This is a genomic window from Isoptericola sp. NPDC060185, from assembly GCF_042728595.1.
In the GTDB taxonomy this organism is placed as follows: domain Bacteria; phylum Actinomycetota; class Actinomycetes; order Actinomycetales; family Cellulomonadaceae; genus Isoptericola.
This window is the reverse complement of the sequence record NZ_JBHWYY010000008.1, coordinates 54,117-70,386: the sequence shown is the minus strand read 5'-3', so window position 1 is coordinate 70,386 and position 16,270 is coordinate 54,117. Positions and strand designations below refer to the sequence as shown.

Below are 16,270 nucleotides of genomic sequence, written 5' to 3'. Positions count from 1 at the left end.
GGGGGCGGGCAGCGAGAGTCGGGTCAGAAGTAGTCGCGCACGTGCACCTGGCGGCCGCCCCAGAGGGCGTCCCAGACGGCGTCGTGCGCGTCGGGGCCGCTCAGCCCGCCCGCGAGCCGCACGTTCGCGGCCGACTGCGCTCCGGCCCACGACTGGGCCAGTCCTCCGGACGTGAACGTCGGACGGTCGCCCGGGACGGCGTCGGCGTCGGGCAGCACGCGGACCGCGCCGTCGGCGGCCTCCAGGGTCCACGCGCCCTCGAGGTCGGGCGTGCGGGGGTCGGCCACGGCGAACGGCACGCGGGCCGTCAACGGAGCCACGCGGCCCGCGCCCAGCGCGCCCGGGACGTCGAGCAGGCGCAGCATGTACGGCCGCGGCGCGGACGTGGCCGCGTGGTCGGGCAGCACGAGGCGCGAGGGGTCGAGGCCCGACCACCCGCCGGAGGTGCAGACCCGCACCGACCCGATGACCGCGGAGAACGAGCCGAGCACCCGCCACAGCGCGCGGGCGGCGTCCGGCGTGAGGGCGACGAGGTCGTCGACCTCGATCGCGGTGGTGCGGTCGTAGCCCTGGCCGCGCGACCAGCTCGCGAAGCCGAGCACCTCCTCGGCCTCGCCGCCGCCCCGCACCGCCAGCGTGACGCCGGTGTACTCGGCGTCCGGGCCGGCCAGGTCGTCGGCCTCCATCGCGAACGGCTCCTCCGCCCTCGACAGGGGCCCGTTCTGCGCGGACGCCCACGCCTCGTACACGCGCCGGACGGCGGGCACGTCGTCGGCGGTGGCGCGGCGTGCGCGCACGCCGGCGGCCGGCGGGGGGACCGCGGCGAGCGCCGCCATCGGCACGTCGACCTCCTCGAACGCGCCGATCACCTCGTAGCCCAGCCCGCGGTAGATCCCCGCGGAGGACGGGTAGAGGGTGGAGACGACGTCACCCAGCGCGCGGGCCTCCGCGAGGGCGGCCGTCATCAGCGGGCGCACGAGGCCGGAGCCGCGCTGCTCGGCCGCGACGGTGACCCCGGCGAAGCCGGCCGTCGGGAGCCTGGTCCCGTGGAACCACGACGTGAACGAGCGCACGCCCAGGCCCGCGACGACCTCGCCGTCGTCGGTCGCGACCCACGGCCGGATGTTCGGCAGCGGCCACGAGGCGGGATCCGGGTCCGGGAGCGGGGTCTCCGGCACGCCGAAGGCCTCCGCCCCGAGGCGCCGTGACGCGGGGACGTCGGCGATGGTCGTACGCCGGAACTCTCTGGTGTCGCTGCTCACGGCGGCGACGCTAGCGTGGCGCGACCGGCGCGTCACCGGTATTGCGCCGTACCGTGAACCGGTGAGCCCGTCCTCGGTGCCAGACGCGCCCGTGCCCGACGCGACGCAGGCCCGGCTGCGTGCCCGGGTGCTGGTGGTCGCGATCCTCGCGTCGTTCGTGTCGTTCCTCGACGGCACCGTGGTGAACGTGGCGCTGCCCGCCATCGGGGACGAGCTGGGCGGGGCCGGCGCGGCGCGGCTCAGCCTCCAGCAGTGGGTGGTGGACGGCTACCTGGTCACCCTCGGCTCGTTGATCCTGCTCGCGGGCTCGCTGTCGGACCTCTACGGGCGGCGGCGCGTGCTGGTCGCCGGGCTGGTGGGCTTCGCGGCGGCCTCCGTGCTGTGCGCCCTCGCGCCGACCGGGCCGGTGCTCGTCGGCGCCCGGCTGCTGCAGGGCGTGGCGGGCGCGCTGCTGGTGCCGAGCTCGCTGGCGCTGATCATCTCGACCTTCGACGGCGAGTCGCAGGGCCGCGCCATCGGGCGCTGGACGGCATGGACGGGGACGGCGATGATCGTCGGCCCGTTCGTGGGCGGCGGCCTGGTCGACCTGCTGTCGTGGCGGTGGGTGTTCTGGATCAACCTGCCGGTGGTGGTCGTGACGCTCGTGCTGCTGCGCCCCGTCCCGGAGGTGCACCAGACCACCGGGCGCCGGCTCGACGTGCCGGGCGCGCTGCTCGCCGCCACCGGCCTCGCGGCCGGCGTGTACGGGCTGATCGAGCGGGTCTGGCCCGCCGCCGGTCTCGGCGTCGTGCTGCTCGTGGCGTTCGTCGTCTACGAGCGGCGGGCGCGCGACCCGATGATGCCGCCGCGGCTGTTCGCCGCGCGGAACTTCGCGTGGGGCAACGCCGCCACGTTCGCCGTCTACGGCGCGCTGTCGCTGGGAGGCTTCGTGCTGGGCCTGTTCCTGCAGCAGGTTGCCGGCTACTCGGCCACGGCGGCGGGGGTGGCGCAGCTGCCCTCCACGCTCGCGATGCTGGCGCTGTCCACGCGGTTCGGCACTCTCGCGGCCCGGTACGGGGCGCGGTGGTTCATGACGGTGGGCCCGATGGTCGCGGGCGCCGGGTACCTGCTGCTGCTCGCCATCGACGAGGACGCCGCCTACGTGACGCAGGTGCTGCCGGGGCTGCTGGTGTTCGGCCTGGGCCTGTCGATCACGGTCGCGCCGCTCACCGCCGCGATCCTCGGCGCCGCGCCGCCCGCGGACGCCGGCATCGCCTCGGCCGTCAACAACGCCGTCTCACGCGTCGCCGGGCTGCTGACGGTCGCGTTCGCCGGCGTGATCCTCGGCGAGGTGCTCGACGTCGCGTCGTTCCACCGGGCGCTGGTCGTCACGGCGGGGCTGCTGGTCCTCGGCGGCCTGGTGAGCATGGTGGGCATCCGCGACGTGCGCCGGCCCGCCCCCGATGTCACAGGGGCAGCTTGAACCCCTCGTGCGACTGCGCGTACCCGAGCGACCGGTAGAACCGGTGCGCGTCGGGACGCTGCTTGTCCGACGTGAGCTGGGCGAGCACGCAGCCGCGCTCGCGGCCGCGCTCGTGCGCGTGCTCCATGAGCAGCCGGCCCAGACCCTGGCCGCGCAGCGATGCGTCGACGCGCACCGCCTCGACCAGCAGCCGGGTGGCGCCGTTGCGTGAGATGCCGGGCACGAACGTCAGCTGCATGACGCCGACCACCGCGCCGTCCAGCTCCGCGACGACCAGCTCGTCGTTGGGGCTGGCCTCGATCGCCTCGAACCCGGCGACGTGCGCCGGGCCGTACGAGCCGGTGCGGGCGGCGGCGACGGCGTCGTCGGCGATGAGCTCGACGACCCGCGGCAGGTCGTCGCGGGTGGCGGTACGGAAGGTGACGCGTGTGGTGGGGGAGCCGGCGGCGGGGGAGTCGGGCACGCCCGGACGGTAGCAGGCACCGCTACCCTCGCCGTGTGGCAGAGCACAAGCACGGGACCCAGCAGGCGGGCGAGCGCGAGGTCCGTGCGGACGTGGCGCTCTGTCGGCCCGACGGGCGTCTGAACCCGGAGGCCGTGGGGTGGTCGCGCGGGCCCCTGCACGACACGTCCAGCGTCGGGCGCGGCCTGCGCGGGCGCGGGCGGAACAAGCGGTGGGAGTACTGGGCCGTCGTGACGCCCGATCACGTCGTCGCGCTCACGACGTCGGCGCTCGACTACGCCGCCCTGCACCAGGTGTGGGTGTGGGACCGCGCCTCCGGGGCCGAGGTCGACGCCGTCGCGATCGCGCCGCTGAACCGCTCGGCCACGCTGCCCGGGCGGCTCGGCGATGGCCCCGTCCGGTCGCGCACGCGCGCCGTCGCGATCGCGGTGGACGAGGAGCCCGGCGGCACGCGCCTGCGGGCCCGGACGGCCCGCGTCGACCTCGACGTGACCGTCGCCCGCCCGGCGGGCCGGGAGCTGCTCGGGGTGGTGGTGCCCTGGTCTCAGCGGCGGTTCCAGTACACGGCGAAGGACGTCGGGCGGCCGGCCGCCGGCCGGCTCACCGTGGACGGCCTCGAGCGTGCGTTGCCGGAAGGGTCGTGGGCCGTGCTGGACCACGGGCGGGGGCGGTGGCCGTACCGCGCCGCGTGGCAGTGGGGCGTGGGCCTCGGCCGCGGGGTCGACGCCGCCGGCGCCGAGCACGAGGTGGCGCTGCAGCTCGGCGGCACCTGGACCCGGCCCGGCCCGACCACCGAGAACGGCGTCTTCGTCGACGGACTCCTCCACAAGATCCACGATGAGCTCGACTGGACCTTCGACACGGCCGCGTACACCCAGCCGTGGCGCGTGCGCGGCGAGCGGCTGGACCTCACCTTCGCTCCCGTCCACGACCGCGTGAGCCGCACCCAACTCGGCCTCGTCGCGTCGTCCACCCACCAGTGCTTCGGCACCTGGTCGGGCTGGGTCGTCGCCGACGACGGCACGCGTGTCGACGTCGACCGGCTCGACGGCTGGGCGGAGGACGTCGCGCAGCGCTGGTGAGCCGAACCGCTCGGACCCCTGCTCGGAGCTGCTGCTCGGAGCTGCTGCTCGGACCTGCTGCTCGGGTTGGCCGCCCGGGTCGGACGCTTGGGTCGGACGCTCAGGTCGGACGCTCAGGTCAGAACGGCGGGATGTCCGGCCGCACGTCGTGGGGGTCGTGGAGGTCGTGGGCGTCGTGGTCCGGCGGCTCGATCTCGTGGCCCCGCGGCAGCGTGCGGTGTCGTGTGGTGTCGATGGGCTCGGGCGTGGTGGTGTGGCGGCGTCCGGTGGGGGAGGTCCATTCGAGGGTGCCGCCCCAGTCGGGTGGTTGCTGGTGCGGGCCGGTGCCGGGGGCTGTGTTCACCTGTTTGACCTGCCATGTCGTCTGATGTTTCAGGACGTGGTGTCGGCGGCAGAGTGCGGCGAGGTTGGTGGCGTTGGTGGTGCCGCCGGTGGCCCAGGGGGTGGTGTGGTCGAGGTCGGACTGGGTGGCGGGGTGGGTGCAGCCGGGGAAGCGGCAGGTGGTGTCGCGGTGGCGGATGAGGTTCTTGAGGTCGGCGGGGGTGGTGTAGGTGGTGCGGCCGACGGACAGGACGGTGCCGGTCTCGGGGTGGGTCAGGATCCGCCGCAGGGTGGGGGCGAGGGCGGTGAGGTGTTGGGCGGTGTCGGGGTCGATGGGGATGTGCCCGTTCATCGTGGCCGGAACATCCGTGATGCCGAGCAGCGTCAGGACCGGGACGGTGACGGTGACCTGGGGGCGGATCGAGCGCGCCAGGGTTGCCAGGGTGGCCCGCTCGTGCTCGTGCTCGTGCGCGACCTGTGAGTCCGGGTCGTCGTAGGTGTCCGTCTCGGCGCTGCCCGTCTCAGGGGTGCGCGTGTCAGGGGTGCGCGTCGCGGAGGTGCTGGTCTTGATGGTGCTTGTCTCGAGGGTGCCGTCGTCCAGCAGGAGGGCGGTGAGGGTGTCGGCGCGGGCTTGGGCGAGGGTGCGGCCACTGCCCATGCCGCGTGCGCTGCCCGTGCTGCCTGCGCCGCTTGTGCCACCGGCTCGGCCGGCGTCGCTGCTGGTGGCATTGTTGGTGATGAGGTGGCGGGCGGTGCGGGTGAGGCGGTCGTAGGCGGCGTGCGCGAGGGGTGCGGGGAGGTGGGCGACGAGCCAGGCCATGCCGTCGTGGTCGTCGTCGAGGAAGACGGTGCGGTGTTGGGCGGCCTCGTGGTGGCGGACGTCGAGCGGGGTGGGGTGGGCGGTCTCGCGGGCTCGGCGGGCGCGGCGGGCGACCTGGGTGGGCGTGCAGGTGACCGTGCCCGTGGTGGTGCCGGGGGCGTCGTCGGGCTTGATCACGGCTGTCAGGACGGCGTGCTCGACGTGTGCGGCGGCACTGGGATCGAGGTCGGCGACGTGCTTGGTGATGGCGGTGGCGTGCGCCCAGGACAGGCGGCCCTGGTGCAGGGCGGCCAGGGTCGCGGGGGCCTTGACGGTCAAGGTCACGGCGTGGTCGACCAGCGTGCCGGTGGCGTGCTCGCCCTGGTGCAGGGTGGTGGCGATCTCGGTGGTGACGGCGCGTCTGGCGAGCTCGAGGCGGCGGGCGGAGGGTGCCCGGCGGGCGGTCGGGTCGGCGGGGTCCAGGAGGTCGGACTCCAGGGCCTCGGCCAGACCGGCGGCGCGGGCGAGGAGGACCGCGCGGTGGGCGTGCAGGGTAGCGATCTCGGCGTCGTTCTCGGCGAGCTCGTCGAGCACCCGGTCCAGGTCGGCCAACGAGGGCTGCTTCGAGGAGGCAGGGTGCTGCGGCTCAGTGCCGGGCCCGCCCCTGCCAGATCGTCCTTCTTCCTCGAGCAGCTCGCTGATCGACGGGGTCCACGACCGTGGCATCGCGGCGAGCCGCTCCGCCGCCGCGTTCAGGCTCACCGGCACGTTCGCGCGACCCGCAGGCGTGCCGGCGGAGGTGCCGGTCGCGGAGTCGGGGAGCGTCGTCGTCATGCCCTCAGCCTAGCGACGTTCGAACACCTGTTCTAGACCTTCCCGGCAATCTGTGGACAACCGATCAGGCCGGTCAGCGGACGCGGTCGGCGCCGCCCGCGGCGACGTAGGCCGCCACGACGGACGAGGGCTTGCGCGCGGCCTGGTCCCGGAGGCAGGCGCTGAACAGGTCGCGGAAGTCGAGCCGCGGCCATCGCGCCTCGAGGTCGTCGCGGAACGCCGCGGGCCAGTGTTCGAGGCCGCGGCCGCTGACGTCGGCGCCGGTCGACCGGGCGAGCAGGTACCCCTCCGGGCGCTCGTGGGGCGGCACCTCGTCGTCGTCGAGCATGTGGTCGACGACGGCGCGCGCGGTGCGGTCGCGGCGCTCCGGGGCCCAGCCGGCGCCGGCGGTGACCGCCCAGGCCACGTTGCCGCCGGCCACCTCGAAGGGTGCGGCGTGCGCGTCGAAACCGGGCGTGAGGCCGGTGTCGTGCAGCAGGCCCGCGACGGCGAGCACCTCGTCGTCGACGGGGAGCTCCAGCCGGAGTCCGAGGTCGGCCGCCAGCAGGGTGGAGCGGACGGCGTGGTGGACCAGCGCAGCGGGCGAGGAGCGGACGAGGACCTCGAACGCGGCGCGGACGGGCACGGTGGCAGGCAGGCCGTCCGGTAGCGGGAGGGCGCTCGGTGCCTCGGGGGTCATGCCGCCGGAGGCTAGCGCGGGCGACGGCCGGCACGTCTTCTGCCACGCGCGGAAGGCCCCGGCGCCGGGCGACGGCGTGCGCCAGGGTGGGTCCATGAAGCTCCTGGTGCTGGGTGGGTCCGTGTTCCTCTCGAAGGCGGTCGCGGCGGACGCCGTGGCGCGCGGCCACGAGGTGGTGGCCGCCAACCGCGGTCGCTCGGGCCCGGTCCCGGAGGGCGTGCGGCACGTGCTGCTCGACCGGGCGGAGCCGTTCCCCGCCGTGCTCGCGGACGAGGGCTTCGACGCCGTCGTCGACGTGTCGCGGACGCCGTCGCACGTGCGCCGCGCCGTGGCCGCGCTGCCCGCCGCGCACTGGGTGTTCGTCTCGACCGTGAACGTCTATGCCGACGACTCCGACCCCGGCGGCCCGGGCGTGGGCACGCTGCGCGAGCCCGAGACCCGCGACGTCGACCCGGCATCAAGCCCCGAGGCGTACGGCGCGATGAAGGTGGCCTGCGAGGAGGCGGTCCGCGCGGGCGCGGCGGGGGCCGCCGTCGTGCGTCCCGGCCTGATCGTCGGCCCCGACGACACCAGCGGGCGGTTCGCCTACTGGCCGGCGCGGATGGGGCGCGTGCTCGAGGGCGCCGCCGACGTGCTCGCGCCCGGCGACCCGTCGGACGCCGTGCAGGTGATCGACGTGCGCGACCTCGCGGCGTGGGTCGTCGACCTCGCCGAGCGTCGCACGACGGGAGTGTTCGACGCCGTCGGCCCGGTGACGCCGATCGGCGACCTGCTCGCGGCGGTGGCCCGCGGCGTGGGTGCCGAGCCGCGCTGGGTGTGGGCGGACGGCGCGCGGCTCGAGGCGGCCGACGTGCGCCCGTGGTCGGGGGAGCGGTCGCTCCCGCTCTGGCTGCCGCGGCCGGAGTACGACGGGATGCCGGCGCACGACGCCGCCCCGGCGGTCGCCGCCGGCCTGACCCCGCGGCCGGTGGAGGAGACCGCCCGCGACACGCTCGCGTGGCTGCGTGCCGCACCCGGCGCCGCGGTCACCGGGCTCACCGCCGCGGAGGAGTCCGAGGTTCTGGAGAGGCTACGGCCGGCCGGCTCATGACGGCCCGGCCCAAGATGCTGACGCCACAGGTGTAGTGCGTCACTTTCGGCCTGGAACGGGCCCTGGGTGCCCACGGTCGGGCTTACGGTCGAAGGGTCAGCGCCCCTTCCCTCACGAGGGCGACGGGGCGGTCGTTCGTCCCGTCCGGGCCGTCGTCGTGCACTCCGCGCCCCGCCCGCCGGGGCGTGGTGCGAAGGAGTACGGACATGGCGACAGGCGGTAGCTTCCACGGACGGGTCGCGCTCGTGACGGGCGGCGGGTCCGGCATCGGCGAGGCGGTGAGCAAGGAGCTGGCGGCGCACGGCGCGAAGGTCGTGGTGACCGACATCCGCCTCGACGCGGCGCAGCGTGTCGCCGACGAGATCACGGCCGCCGGGGGCGAGGCTGCGGCGTTCGAGGCGAACACCGCCGTGAAGGAGGACTCGGCCCGTGCGGTCGAGTTCGCGAAGTCGACCTTCGGCGGGCTGAACTACGCGGTGAACAACGCGGGCATCGGGGGCAAGCAGGCCCCGGCCGGCGACACCGACCTCGACGACTGGGACCGCGTGATCGGTATCAACCTCAACGGGGTGCTGTACGGCATGCGTGCGCAGATACCGGCGATGCTCGAGCAGGGCGCCGCGCAGAGCGCCATCGTCAACATGGCGTCCATCCACGGCACGGTGGCCGCCATCGGCAGCGGCGCGTACACCGCGGCCAAGCACGGCGTCGTCGGCGTGACGAAGAACGCCGCCGCCGAGTACGGGCCGCAGGGCCTGCGCATCAACGCCGTCGGCCCGGCGTACATCAAGACGCCGCTGGTCGAGTCGAGCCTCCCGGCCGAGGCGCGCGAGGCGCTCGTCGCCAAGCACCCGCTCGGCCGCCTCGGCGAGCCCGAGGAGGTCGCGCGCGTCGTGCGCTTCCTGTTGTCCGACGACGCGTCGTTCGTCACCGGCGCGTACTGGCTGATCGACGGCGGCTACACCGCCGTCTGACCCGGCACCCGCCCCCCGCCGACCAGGCAGCTGCCACCGGAATGGCGCCGATCCTCGGCCCATACCGGTGGCAGCTGCCTGGTCGGCGTCGGGTCAGTGTGCGGCGAGCCCGGCAGCCAGCTCGTCGACGAGGTCGAACCCCTCCTGCAGGCCGCCCTCCATGCCCGACTCGACGATGGCGTCGCGCACCTCGCGGCTCGGGGCGCGCGTGACCAGCGTGAGCGTGGTGGCGCCGTCGTCCTCGACGAACGAGTAGGTGTTCAGCGTGGCCGCGGCGTCGCCGTCGGGCATGCCCTCGAACACCTCCGTGTGCGCGAGTCGCTCGGCGGGGACGATCTCGGTGAACTCGCCGTGGAACGCGACCTCGAACCCGCCGTCGGCCTGCATGGCGTAGCGGTACGCGCCGCCGACGCGCAGGTCGATCTCGACGCTCGTCACCGTGCCGCGGCGCCCGGCCCACCAGCGGGCCACGAGGTCGGGCTCGGCGAAGACGCGCCAGACGGTGGCGGCCGGCGCGGCGAAGCGGCGCACGACCTGGATGTCGGTGTCGTTCGGCAACGTCAGGACGGCGGTGCCGGTGGTGGTGCTGGTCATGATCGTTCTCCTGGGGTCTCCGGTGTGCCTTCCAGGGTGTCGAGCAGCCCGTCGACGAGCTCGAACCGCTCCTCCCACAGCCGCTCGTACCGGCCGACCCACGCATGGATCTCCTGCAGGGGCCGGCTGTCGACGCGGTAGAGGCGACGACGGCCGTCGTCGCGGACCTCGACCAGCCCGACCTCCCGCAGCACCCTCAGGTGCTTGGAGACCACCGGCTGGGCGACGTGGAGCAGCTCGACGAGCTCGCCGACGCTGCGCTCCTGCTGCGCGAGCGCGTCGAGGATCTCGCGGCGCCGGGGCTCGGCCACCGCGTTGAACGCGTCCGTCGTCGTCGCTGCGCGTGCCACCCTCTCAATGTATGCCTATATCGGAATGTGTCAAGAGGTCGGGTTGCAGCGCGCCGCCATGGTCGCGACGAGGCCGACGTCGGGCCGCCACGGCTCGAGGTTCCAGGTGGCCTTGTCGGGCGCGCCGATCGCGTGGCACTCGAGCTGGTCGTGCATCGTCGACGTGTCGACCTCCGGGTCGTCGGCGACGAGCTCCGCCCACACGAGGTCGACGCCCGCCTGCCCGGCGTCGCGCGCCCAGGCGGTCGCGTCCACGGCCAGGGAGCGCCCGCCCTCCCGGTCGCCCCAGTCGGCCGAGCGCACACCCGCCGTGCCGAGGACGGTGGTCGCGCCCGCCGCGTCCTCAGCGTCCTCGGCCACCTCGGCGTCGGACGCGGCGGTGGCGCGCACCTCGAGGTGCGTGTCGTCGACCGCGACCAACCGCGCGCCCCGCGGTGCCGAGAGCCCGCCGACCGCGGTCCCGCCGTCGCGGACGACGACGCTGCCGTCCGGGCGGGACGCGAGCGTGCCGCCCGAGGTGAGGGCGATCCGCGGCGGGCCGGCGTCGTCGTCGCCGAGCGCCGCCGCCGCGAACGTCACCGCCGCCGTGCTCGCGTCGTCGTCGCGCTCGACCGTGACGCGCGGGTCGTCGTCCGACGCTCCTGGCACGGTGACCTCCAGGGTCACGTCGCCGGCCGCGACCTCGACGCGCACCTCGTGTGCGGGTGTCGGCGTCCGGCTCGCCGTGGCGGAGGTGGCAGTCGCGTCGGCGGGCGCCGGCGCCGCCGGCGTGCAGGCGGCGAGCGGCAGCAGCAGGGCGAGCGTGAGGGCGGCGCGCGACGGGCGGGGGTGCACCCGCACAGTCTCCGTCACGTCCGCGGGGCGGGCAGACCCGGTCGAGCAGACGGGCCTGGTCAAATAGGTGAGGGTCGCCTAACCTTACCTCCGTGAGCACCCGCACCCTGTCGAAGCCGGTCGACCCGCACGTCCTGGTGGCCGAGGTCGTGACGACCAAGCGCATCGGCCCGCACCTGCAGCGCGTCACGCTCGGCATCGAGGACATCGAGCACCTGACGCTCGTCGGCCACGACCAGTGGTTCCGGCTGTTCCTGCCGCGCCCGGGCCAGGACTCGCTGACGCTCCCCACGCGCACCTCCAACCTCGGCTGGTACGCGCAGTACCTCGCGACGCCGCGCTCGCGCCGGCCCCTGGTGCGCAACTACACGATCCGGGCGGCGCGCCCCGAGCTGCGCGAGATCGACGTCGACTTCGTCCTGCACGGCCACGACGGCCACGACGGCCACGACGCACACGTCGGCGACGAGCCGCTCGGGCCGGGCGCCGGGTTCGCCCTGTCCGCGCAGTCCGGCGACCGCGTCGGCCTCCTCGACCAGGGGGCCTACCACCGGCCCGCCGCGGAGTGCGCGTGGCGGCTCCTCGTCGCCGACGAGAGCGGACTGCCCGCCGTCGCCGGCATCTGCGAGTCCCTGCCCGACGACGCCCGCGGCGTCGCCGTCGTCGAGGTGCCCACCGCCGACGACCGTCAGGACTTCCGCGTGCCGGGCGGGGTCGACCTACGTTGGGTGGAGCGTGATCGCGCCGCCGCCGACGACCCGGCGCTCGGCGAGGTCCCCGGCCGCGCCGCGCTCGCCTTCGTCCGTGGGGAGCAGCTCCCCGCCGGCGACGGGTACGCGCTGGTCGCGGGGGAGCAGGCGCTCGCCGCGGGCGTGCGCCGCCACCTGGTGAACGAGCGGCGCTGGCCCAAGGGTCAGGTCGACTTCGTCGGGTACTGGCGGCACGGCAAGGCGTCGCCCAGCTGACCCGCCCGGCCGACGGATGCCGGTCATTCCACGACGACGACCTCGTGCGGCGAGGTGTTGAGCCGCACACCGGCGTCGGGCGCGTCGGCCAGGCCGGTCACGCCCGCGGGGAAGGCGACGACGATGTCCTCGATCCGCACCCCGAACTCGCCGGGCAGGTAGATCCCCGGCTCCACGGAGAAGCACATCCCCGCCTCGATCGGGGTCTCCTCGCCCTCCACCATGTACGGCGGCTCGTGCGTCGTCAGGCCGATGCCGTGGCCGGTGCGGTGCACGAAGTACTCGCCGAACCCGGCGTCCGCGATGACGCCGCGCGACGCGCGGTCCACGTCCTGGCAGGCGGCGCCCGGCCGGACGGCGTCGACCCCGGCCTGCTGGGCGGCGCGCACGACGTCGTGCACCTCCTGCTCGCGGGCGGTGAGCGGCCCGACGTGCACGGTGCGCGTGGTGTCCGAGCCGTACCCGTCCGCCAGCCCGCCGAAGTCCATGACGACCATGTCGCCCTCGCGGATCACCCGGTCGCCGGCCTCGTGGTGCGGGTCGGCGCCGTTCTCCCCGGCGCACACGAGCGTGAAGTCCACCTGCTCGTGGCCGTGGGCGCGCAGCAGCGCGTCGAGGTCGTCGGACACCTCGCGCTCGGCGCGCCCCGCGAACCGGCGGCGCACGATCTCGTCGAAGACGGCGTCCGCGCCCGCGCCCGCCGCGGCCAGGCGGGCGACCTCCTCGGGCGACTTCGCGGCGCGCAGCATCGGCAGGGAGCTCGTGACGGCCGCGTACGACGACGCGGGCAGCGCGCGCTGCAGGCCGAGCACGTGCAGCGCCCACGCAGCGTCGCTGATCGCGTACCGGCCGTCCGGGCGCAGGAGCCGGCCGGCGACGGCGTGCTCGTCCTCGCCGTCGGACCACGCCACGGCCTCGATGCCGCCGACCGCGCCGACCTCGAGGTCGTGCGCCTCGAGCTTCGGCACGACGGCGACGGCGTCGGACCCGTCGGCGGGGATGGCCAGCAGCGTGAGCCGCTCGGTGTCCGCGGACGGCGTGTAGCCGAGGAAGTAGCGCAGGTCGGGGCCCGGGGTGACGAGCACCCCGGCGAGGCCGGCGGCGGCGGCCTGCGCGGCGGCCCGGCGGCGGCGGTCGGCGTACACGGCGGGGGAGAAGGGCGTCATGTGCCCAGCGTGCCGCCCGGCGCCCCGCCCCGCACGCGGCTCGCCGGCCCGCCCGGGCCCGCGACCACCCGTCAGACGCGCACGACGATCTTCCCGCGGCCGTGCCGCGACTCGCTGGCGCGGTGCGCGTCGGCGGTGTCGGCGAGGTCGAAGACCTGGCCCACCTCCACCGAGACCTTGCCGGCGTCGATCAGGGCGCCGAGCGCCTCGAGGTCGGTGCTGGACGGGCGCACCCACACGTAGTGCCCGCCGTGCTCGGTGCGGGCCGCGGCGTCCACGATCGAGGTGATCGTGCCGCCGTCGGCCAGCACCTGTGCGCTCGTGGCGACGGCGTCGCCGCCGGCGTAGTCGAGGGCGACGTCGACGCCGCCCGGGGCGAGGGTGCGCACGCGCTCTGCCAGGCCGTCCCCGTAGGTCACGGGCTCGACGCCGAGGCCGCGCAGGAAGTCGTGGTTGGCCTCGCTCGCCGTGCCGATCACGCGGGCGCCGAGGCTGCGCGCGATCTGCACCGCGAAGGAACCGACGCCGCCGGCCGCGGCATGCACCAGGACGGTCTGGCCCTCGCGGACGCCGGAGCGCAGCACGGACTGGTAGGCGGTGAGGCCGGCGAGCGGGACCGCGGCGGCCTCCTCGAAGCTCAGCGACGCGGGCTTGCGCGCCAGGGTGCGCACGGGAGCGGCCACGAGCTCGGCGAACGTCCCGGCGTGCACCCAGTCCTTGCGGACGTAGCCGTAGACCTCGTCGCCCACCTCGTACTCCGGGGTGTCGAGGCCGACCTGCTCCACCACGCCCGCGACGTCCCAGCCCGGGATCACCGGGAACTGGGTGTCCATCAGGCCCTCGAGATGGCCCTGGCGCACCACCCAGTCCACGGGGTTGACGGACGCGGCCCGCACGCGCACGAGCACGGCGTCCGCGCCGGGGTGGGGGTCGGGCTGCTCGGTGAGCTCGAGGACGTCGGCGCCGCCGAAGCGGGAGTAGGTGATGGCTCGCATGGTGCGCACAACACGGGCCGGGCCGCGGGGCTTCCCGCGGGCCCGGCCCGTCCGGTGTGACGTCGGCGTCAGCCCATCGTGTTGACGATGAGCCCGATGTGGGTGAAGAAGTTCATCGCGCCGAACAGCAGGAACGCGAGGCCGGCGAGGCCCCAGGCCCAGCCGACGACGACGCGCAGGCCGCGGCCGGCGCCGTCGCGCAGCGCGAGGGGGAAGAGGATCGCGCCGAGGCCGACCAGGGCGATGAGGCCGGACATGAAGATCGCCTCGACCAGCGGGTAGGCAGCGAAGGCGCCCGAGATCGGCTCCTGCGGCGGGGCGGCGAAGAGCTGGTAGGTGACGCCGGCGATCGCGATGGCGACGAGGCCCAGGCCCATGCCGAGCACGAAGACCGAGACCGGACGGGCGACGGCGCGCAGGTGGTCGGTGGCGTCCTCGCGGGCCAGGGCCTCCTTGCCGCGCGTCCAGAGGTAGAACGCGGCGGCGAGCAGGAGCACGCCGAACGCGAGGCTCGTCTCGCCGAAGATGATGTTGTCGAACGGGAAGCCGCCTGCCGCCAGGGGCCACGTGAGCGTCATGTGCAGCCCGGTGGCCGTGAGGATCAGGCCCAGCACGCCGAAGGCGAGCGCCCACCCCTCGGCCACGACCTTCTTCGGCGAGCGCAGCAGCTCGCGCCCGAGCCACACGAGCAGCAGCAGCCCGGCGCCCACGGCGACGGACATCACGGTGTTGTAGGTGGGCATCTGCGCCCAGTCGATCACGAGGCCTTCCGTGGCCATGTCGGTTCATCTCCTCGGTTCGTGCCGCCGGCGGCGGGTCTGTCGATCGCGAGAACCATACGTGCGTATGAATAATTCCTGCGCCGCGGCGGCAGCCCGCCTACGATGGGCGACGTGACGGAGAGCGACCGGCCGCGCCGGCGGCGCATGGTCCAGGACCGCGGCGCCGACAAGCAGCGGCGGATGGTCGAGGCGGCCGCGGTGCTCCTCATCGACGAGGGGTTCGGCGCCGTCACGCACCGCCGGGTCGCCGAGGCGGCGGGCCTGCCGCAGGGCTCGGCGTCCTACTACTTCCCGAGCAGCGCCGCCCTCGTCGCCGCGGCCGTCGAGGCGGCGGAGGAGCTGCGCGGCGCGTCCGCGCAGGCCGCGGCGGAGGCGCTGCCGCACCGCCGGCGCTCCGCGGCCACGACGGCGCGGCTGCTCGTCGAGGTCCTGTACGCCCCGCACGTCGACGACACGGTCGTGGCCCGGCGGCTCGACCCGATGATGACGGCGATGCGCGACCCCGCCCTGCAGCCGATCATGCGGCGCTCGCGGCCCCGGCTGCTCGCCGCCGCCCGCACCGTGCTGGCGGCCTCCGGCTTCGAGGCGGCGTGCGCCGACCCGCGCGACGTCGACCTCGTGGCGCACGTCGTCGACGCGGCGCTGCTCACGGCCGCCTCCGCCGGCACGGACGGGGTGCTGGACCGCGCGACCGCCACCGTCGCGCGGCTGCTCGAGCGCTGGCGCTGACTCCGGACCCGTTCGGGCCGGTCGCGGGCGCCGGCGTCAGCCCGCGAGGCGGAACCGGGCGCGGTACTGCGCGGGCGTGGTGTCGAGGCGGCGCCGGAACGCCCGGGTCAGGGTGTCGGTCGTGCCGAACCCGCAGGTGGCGGCGACGCGCTCCAGGGTGTCGTCGGTGGTCTCGAGGCGCTGGCGGGCCGCCTCGACGCGGACGGACTCGACGTAGGCCGCGGGCGTGGTGCCCAGCTCGGTCTTGAACAGCCGGGTCAGCTGCCGCTCGCTGACGTGCGCCTGCTCGGCGAGCTCGGCGACCGTGAGCGGCGCGGCGACGTTCTGCAGGACGTGGTGGCGCAGGTCGTCCACGCGGCGGGTGGTCGCGCGCGGGTCGGTCGCGACGGAGAACTGGCTCTGCCCGCCGGGCCGCTTGAGATACATCACGAGCTGGCGGGCCACGCGCATCGCGACCTCCTGGCCGTGGTCGTCGGCCACCAGCGCCAGGGTGAGGTCCAGGCACGCCGTGAGCCCGGCCCCGGTCCACACGTCGCCGTCGCGCACGAAGATCGGGTCGACGTCGACCCGGACGCCCGGGTGCTCGGCCGCGAGCTGCTGCGCGGTGGACCAGTGCGTGGTGACGCGGCGGCCCTCCAGCAGACCCGCCTCGGCGAGCACGTGCGCACCGACGCACACCGACGTCACGCGGCGCGCGCCGTCGGCCAGCGCCCGCACACGCGGCACCAGCGCGGGGTCGACGACGGCCCGCACGTGCCGGGCGCCGGCCACCGGGGCCGCGCCCCGCCCGACGAGGGTGTGGACCCCCCCCCCCGCGAGGTGGGGGAAGGTGGGGGGGGGCAGCACGCGGACGCCCCCCGCCGGGCGCACGGGGGGGGAGGGGTCGGCG

17 protein-coding genes are annotated in these 16,270 nt (G+C 75.4%); 6 read left to right on the top strand and 11 right to left on the bottom strand.

Features of this window, described 5'->3' with window-relative positions; all coding sequences use genetic code 11:
• Window positions 1-23: 23 nt before the first annotated feature.
• Window positions 24-1,262, bottom strand: a complete 1,239-nt coding sequence (eis, locus tag ACFWDO_RS05210; protein WP_380314784.1) for an enhanced intracellular survival protein Eis — start codon at window positions 1,260-1,262, stop codon at window positions 24-26.
• Between the two features lie 61 nt (window positions 1,263-1,323).
• Between eis and ACFWDO_RS05205 the strand changes: the two genes are divergently transcribed.
• Window positions 1,324-2,724 (top strand): MFS transporter, encoded by a 1,401-nt coding sequence (locus tag ACFWDO_RS05205; RefSeq protein WP_380314781.1) that lies wholly within the window; start codon window positions 1,324-1,326, stop codon window positions 2,722-2,724.
• On the opposite strand, the gene ACFWDO_RS05200 is transcribed toward ACFWDO_RS05205, so the two are convergent.
• Complete coding sequence (locus ACFWDO_RS05200) at window positions 2,708-3,187, bottom strand: GNAT family N-acetyltransferase (RefSeq protein ID WP_380314778.1); 480 nt, start codon at window positions 3,185-3,187, stop codon at window positions 2,708-2,710. The genes ACFWDO_RS05205 and ACFWDO_RS05200 overlap by 17 nt on opposite strands.
• Before the next feature lie 35 nt (window positions 3,188-3,222).
• Between ACFWDO_RS05200 and ACFWDO_RS05195 the strand changes: the two genes are divergently transcribed.
• On the top strand, window positions 3,223-4,269 hold the full coding sequence (locus ACFWDO_RS05195; RefSeq protein ID WP_380314775.1) for a DUF2804 domain-containing protein: 1,047 nt from the start codon (window positions 3,223-3,225) through the stop codon (window positions 4,267-4,269).
• Between the two features lie 118 nt (window positions 4,270-4,387).
• On the opposite strand, the gene ACFWDO_RS05190 is transcribed toward ACFWDO_RS05195, so the two are convergent.
• Both ACFWDO_RS05190 and ACFWDO_RS05185 read right to left on the bottom strand, forming a co-directional pair.
• Entirely contained in the window at window positions 4,388-6,223 is a 1,836-nt protein-coding gene (locus ACFWDO_RS05190) for a DUF222 domain-containing protein (RefSeq protein WP_380314772.1), read from the bottom strand.
• A gap of 73 nt (window positions 6,224-6,296) precedes the next feature.
• The gene (locus ACFWDO_RS05185; RefSeq protein ID WP_380314769.1) at window positions 6,297-6,902 is read right to left on the bottom strand and encodes an HD domain-containing protein; all 606 of its coding nucleotides are present in this window, start codon (window positions 6,900-6,902) and stop codon (window positions 6,297-6,299) included.
• Between the two features lie 94 nt (window positions 6,903-6,996).
• On the opposite strand from ACFWDO_RS05185, the gene ACFWDO_RS05180 reads away from it, so the two are divergent.
• The gene (locus ACFWDO_RS05180) at window positions 6,997-7,992 is read left to right on the top strand and encodes an NAD-dependent epimerase/dehydratase family protein (protein WP_380314766.1); all 996 of its coding nucleotides are present in this window, start codon (window positions 6,997-6,999) and stop codon (window positions 7,990-7,992) included.
• A gap of 206 nt (window positions 7,993-8,198) precedes the next feature.
• Window positions 8,199-8,966: an SDR family NAD(P)-dependent oxidoreductase gene (locus ACFWDO_RS05175; protein WP_380314763.1), complete on the top strand. Its 768-nt coding sequence runs from the start codon at window positions 8,199-8,201 to the stop codon at window positions 8,964-8,966.
• Window positions 8,967-9,059: 93 nt separating this feature from the next.
• Here the strand turns inward: ACFWDO_RS05175 and ACFWDO_RS05170 are convergent, their stop codons facing one another.
• Genes ACFWDO_RS05170 through ACFWDO_RS05160 form a run of 3 tightly spaced genes read right to left on the bottom strand, consistent with a single transcriptional unit; the run spans window position 9,060 to window position 10,744 of the window.
• Window positions 9,060-9,560: an SRPBCC family protein gene (locus tag ACFWDO_RS05170; protein ID WP_380314760.1), complete on the bottom strand. Its 501-nt coding sequence runs from the start codon at window positions 9,558-9,560 to the stop codon at window positions 9,060-9,062.
• Complete coding sequence (locus tag ACFWDO_RS05165) at window positions 9,557-9,910, bottom strand: ArsR/SmtB family transcription factor (protein WP_380314757.1); 354 nt, start codon at window positions 9,908-9,910, stop codon at window positions 9,557-9,559. Before ACFWDO_RS05165 ends, ACFWDO_RS05170 begins: the two co-directional genes overlap by 4 nt.
• A gap of 30 nt (window positions 9,911-9,940) precedes the next feature.
• A complete protein-coding gene (locus tag ACFWDO_RS05160; RefSeq protein WP_380314754.1) occupies window positions 9,941-10,744 on the bottom strand; it encodes a DUF2599 domain-containing protein in 804 nt (267 codons plus the stop codon).
• Between the two features lie 92 nt (window positions 10,745-10,836).
• On the opposite strand from ACFWDO_RS05160, the gene ACFWDO_RS05155 reads away from it, so the two are divergent.
• Window positions 10,837-11,709, top strand: a complete 873-nt coding sequence (locus ACFWDO_RS05155) for a siderophore-interacting protein (RefSeq protein ID WP_380314752.1) — start codon at window positions 10,837-10,839, stop codon at window positions 11,707-11,709.
• A 23-nt stretch (window positions 11,710-11,732) separates the two neighbouring features.
• Here the strand turns inward: ACFWDO_RS05155 and ACFWDO_RS05150 are convergent, their stop codons facing one another.
• The 3 genes from ACFWDO_RS05150 to ACFWDO_RS05140 form a co-directional block, all read right to left on the bottom strand.
• Window positions 11,733-12,875, bottom strand: coding sequence for a M24 family metallopeptidase (locus ACFWDO_RS05150; RefSeq protein ID WP_380314749.1), 1,143 nt, complete (start codon window positions 12,873-12,875; stop codon window positions 11,733-11,735).
• A 71-nt stretch (window positions 12,876-12,946) separates the two neighbouring features.
• Window positions 12,947-13,870, bottom strand: a complete 924-nt coding sequence (locus tag ACFWDO_RS05145; RefSeq protein WP_380314746.1) for an NADP-dependent oxidoreductase — start codon at window positions 13,868-13,870, stop codon at window positions 12,947-12,949.
• Window positions 13,871-13,938: 68 nt separating this feature from the next.
• Window positions 13,939-14,649, bottom strand: coding sequence for a DUF981 domain-containing protein (locus ACFWDO_RS05140; RefSeq protein WP_380314743.1), 711 nt, complete (start codon window positions 14,647-14,649; stop codon window positions 13,939-13,941).
• A gap of 114 nt (window positions 14,650-14,763) precedes the next feature.
• On the opposite strand from ACFWDO_RS05140, the gene ACFWDO_RS05135 reads away from it, so the two are divergent.
• Window positions 14,764-15,381 carry a TetR/AcrR family transcriptional regulator gene (locus ACFWDO_RS05135; protein ID WP_380314740.1) on the top strand — a complete coding sequence of 206 codons (618 nt, stop codon included), beginning with the start codon at window positions 14,764-14,766 and terminating at the stop codon, window positions 15,379-15,381.
• A 36-nt stretch (window positions 15,382-15,417) separates the two neighbouring features.
• Here ACFWDO_RS05135 and ACFWDO_RS05130 read toward each other — a convergent pair.
• Window positions 15,418-16,270 (bottom strand): GlxA family transcriptional regulator (locus ACFWDO_RS05130; protein WP_380346826.1); only part of this gene is annotated, 853 nt, incomplete at its 5' end.

Coding starts and splice junctions, on each gene's coding strand:
- ACFWDO_RS05170 (WP_380314760.1), bottom strand. CDS start 9,560: ATGACCAGCACCACCACCGGCACCGCCGTCCTGACGTTGCCGAACGAC.
- ACFWDO_RS05145 (WP_380314746.1), bottom strand. CDS start 13,870: ATGCGAGCCATCACCTACTCCCGCTTCGGCGGCGCCGACGTCCTCGAG.
- ACFWDO_RS05190 (WP_380314772.1), bottom strand. CDS start 6,223: ATGACGACGACGCTCCCCGACTCCGCGACCGGCACCTCCGCCGGCACG.
- ACFWDO_RS05185 (WP_380314769.1), bottom strand. CDS start 6,902: ATGACCCCCGAGGCACCGAGCGCCCTCCCGCTACCGGACGGCCTGCCT.
- ACFWDO_RS05150 (WP_380314749.1), bottom strand. CDS start 12,875: ATGACGCCCTTCTCCCCCGCCGTGTACGCCGACCGCCGCCGCCGGGCC.
- ACFWDO_RS05180 (WP_380314766.1), top strand. CDS start 6,997: ATGAAGCTCCTGGTGCTGGGTGGGTCCGTGTTCCTCTCGAAGGCGGTC.
- ACFWDO_RS05140 (WP_380314743.1), bottom strand. CDS start 14,649: ATGGCCACGGAAGGCCTCGTGATCGACTGGGCGCAGATGCCCACCTAC.
- ACFWDO_RS05175 (WP_380314763.1), top strand. CDS start 8,199: ATGGCGACAGGCGGTAGCTTCCACGGACGGGTCGCGCTCGTGACGGGC.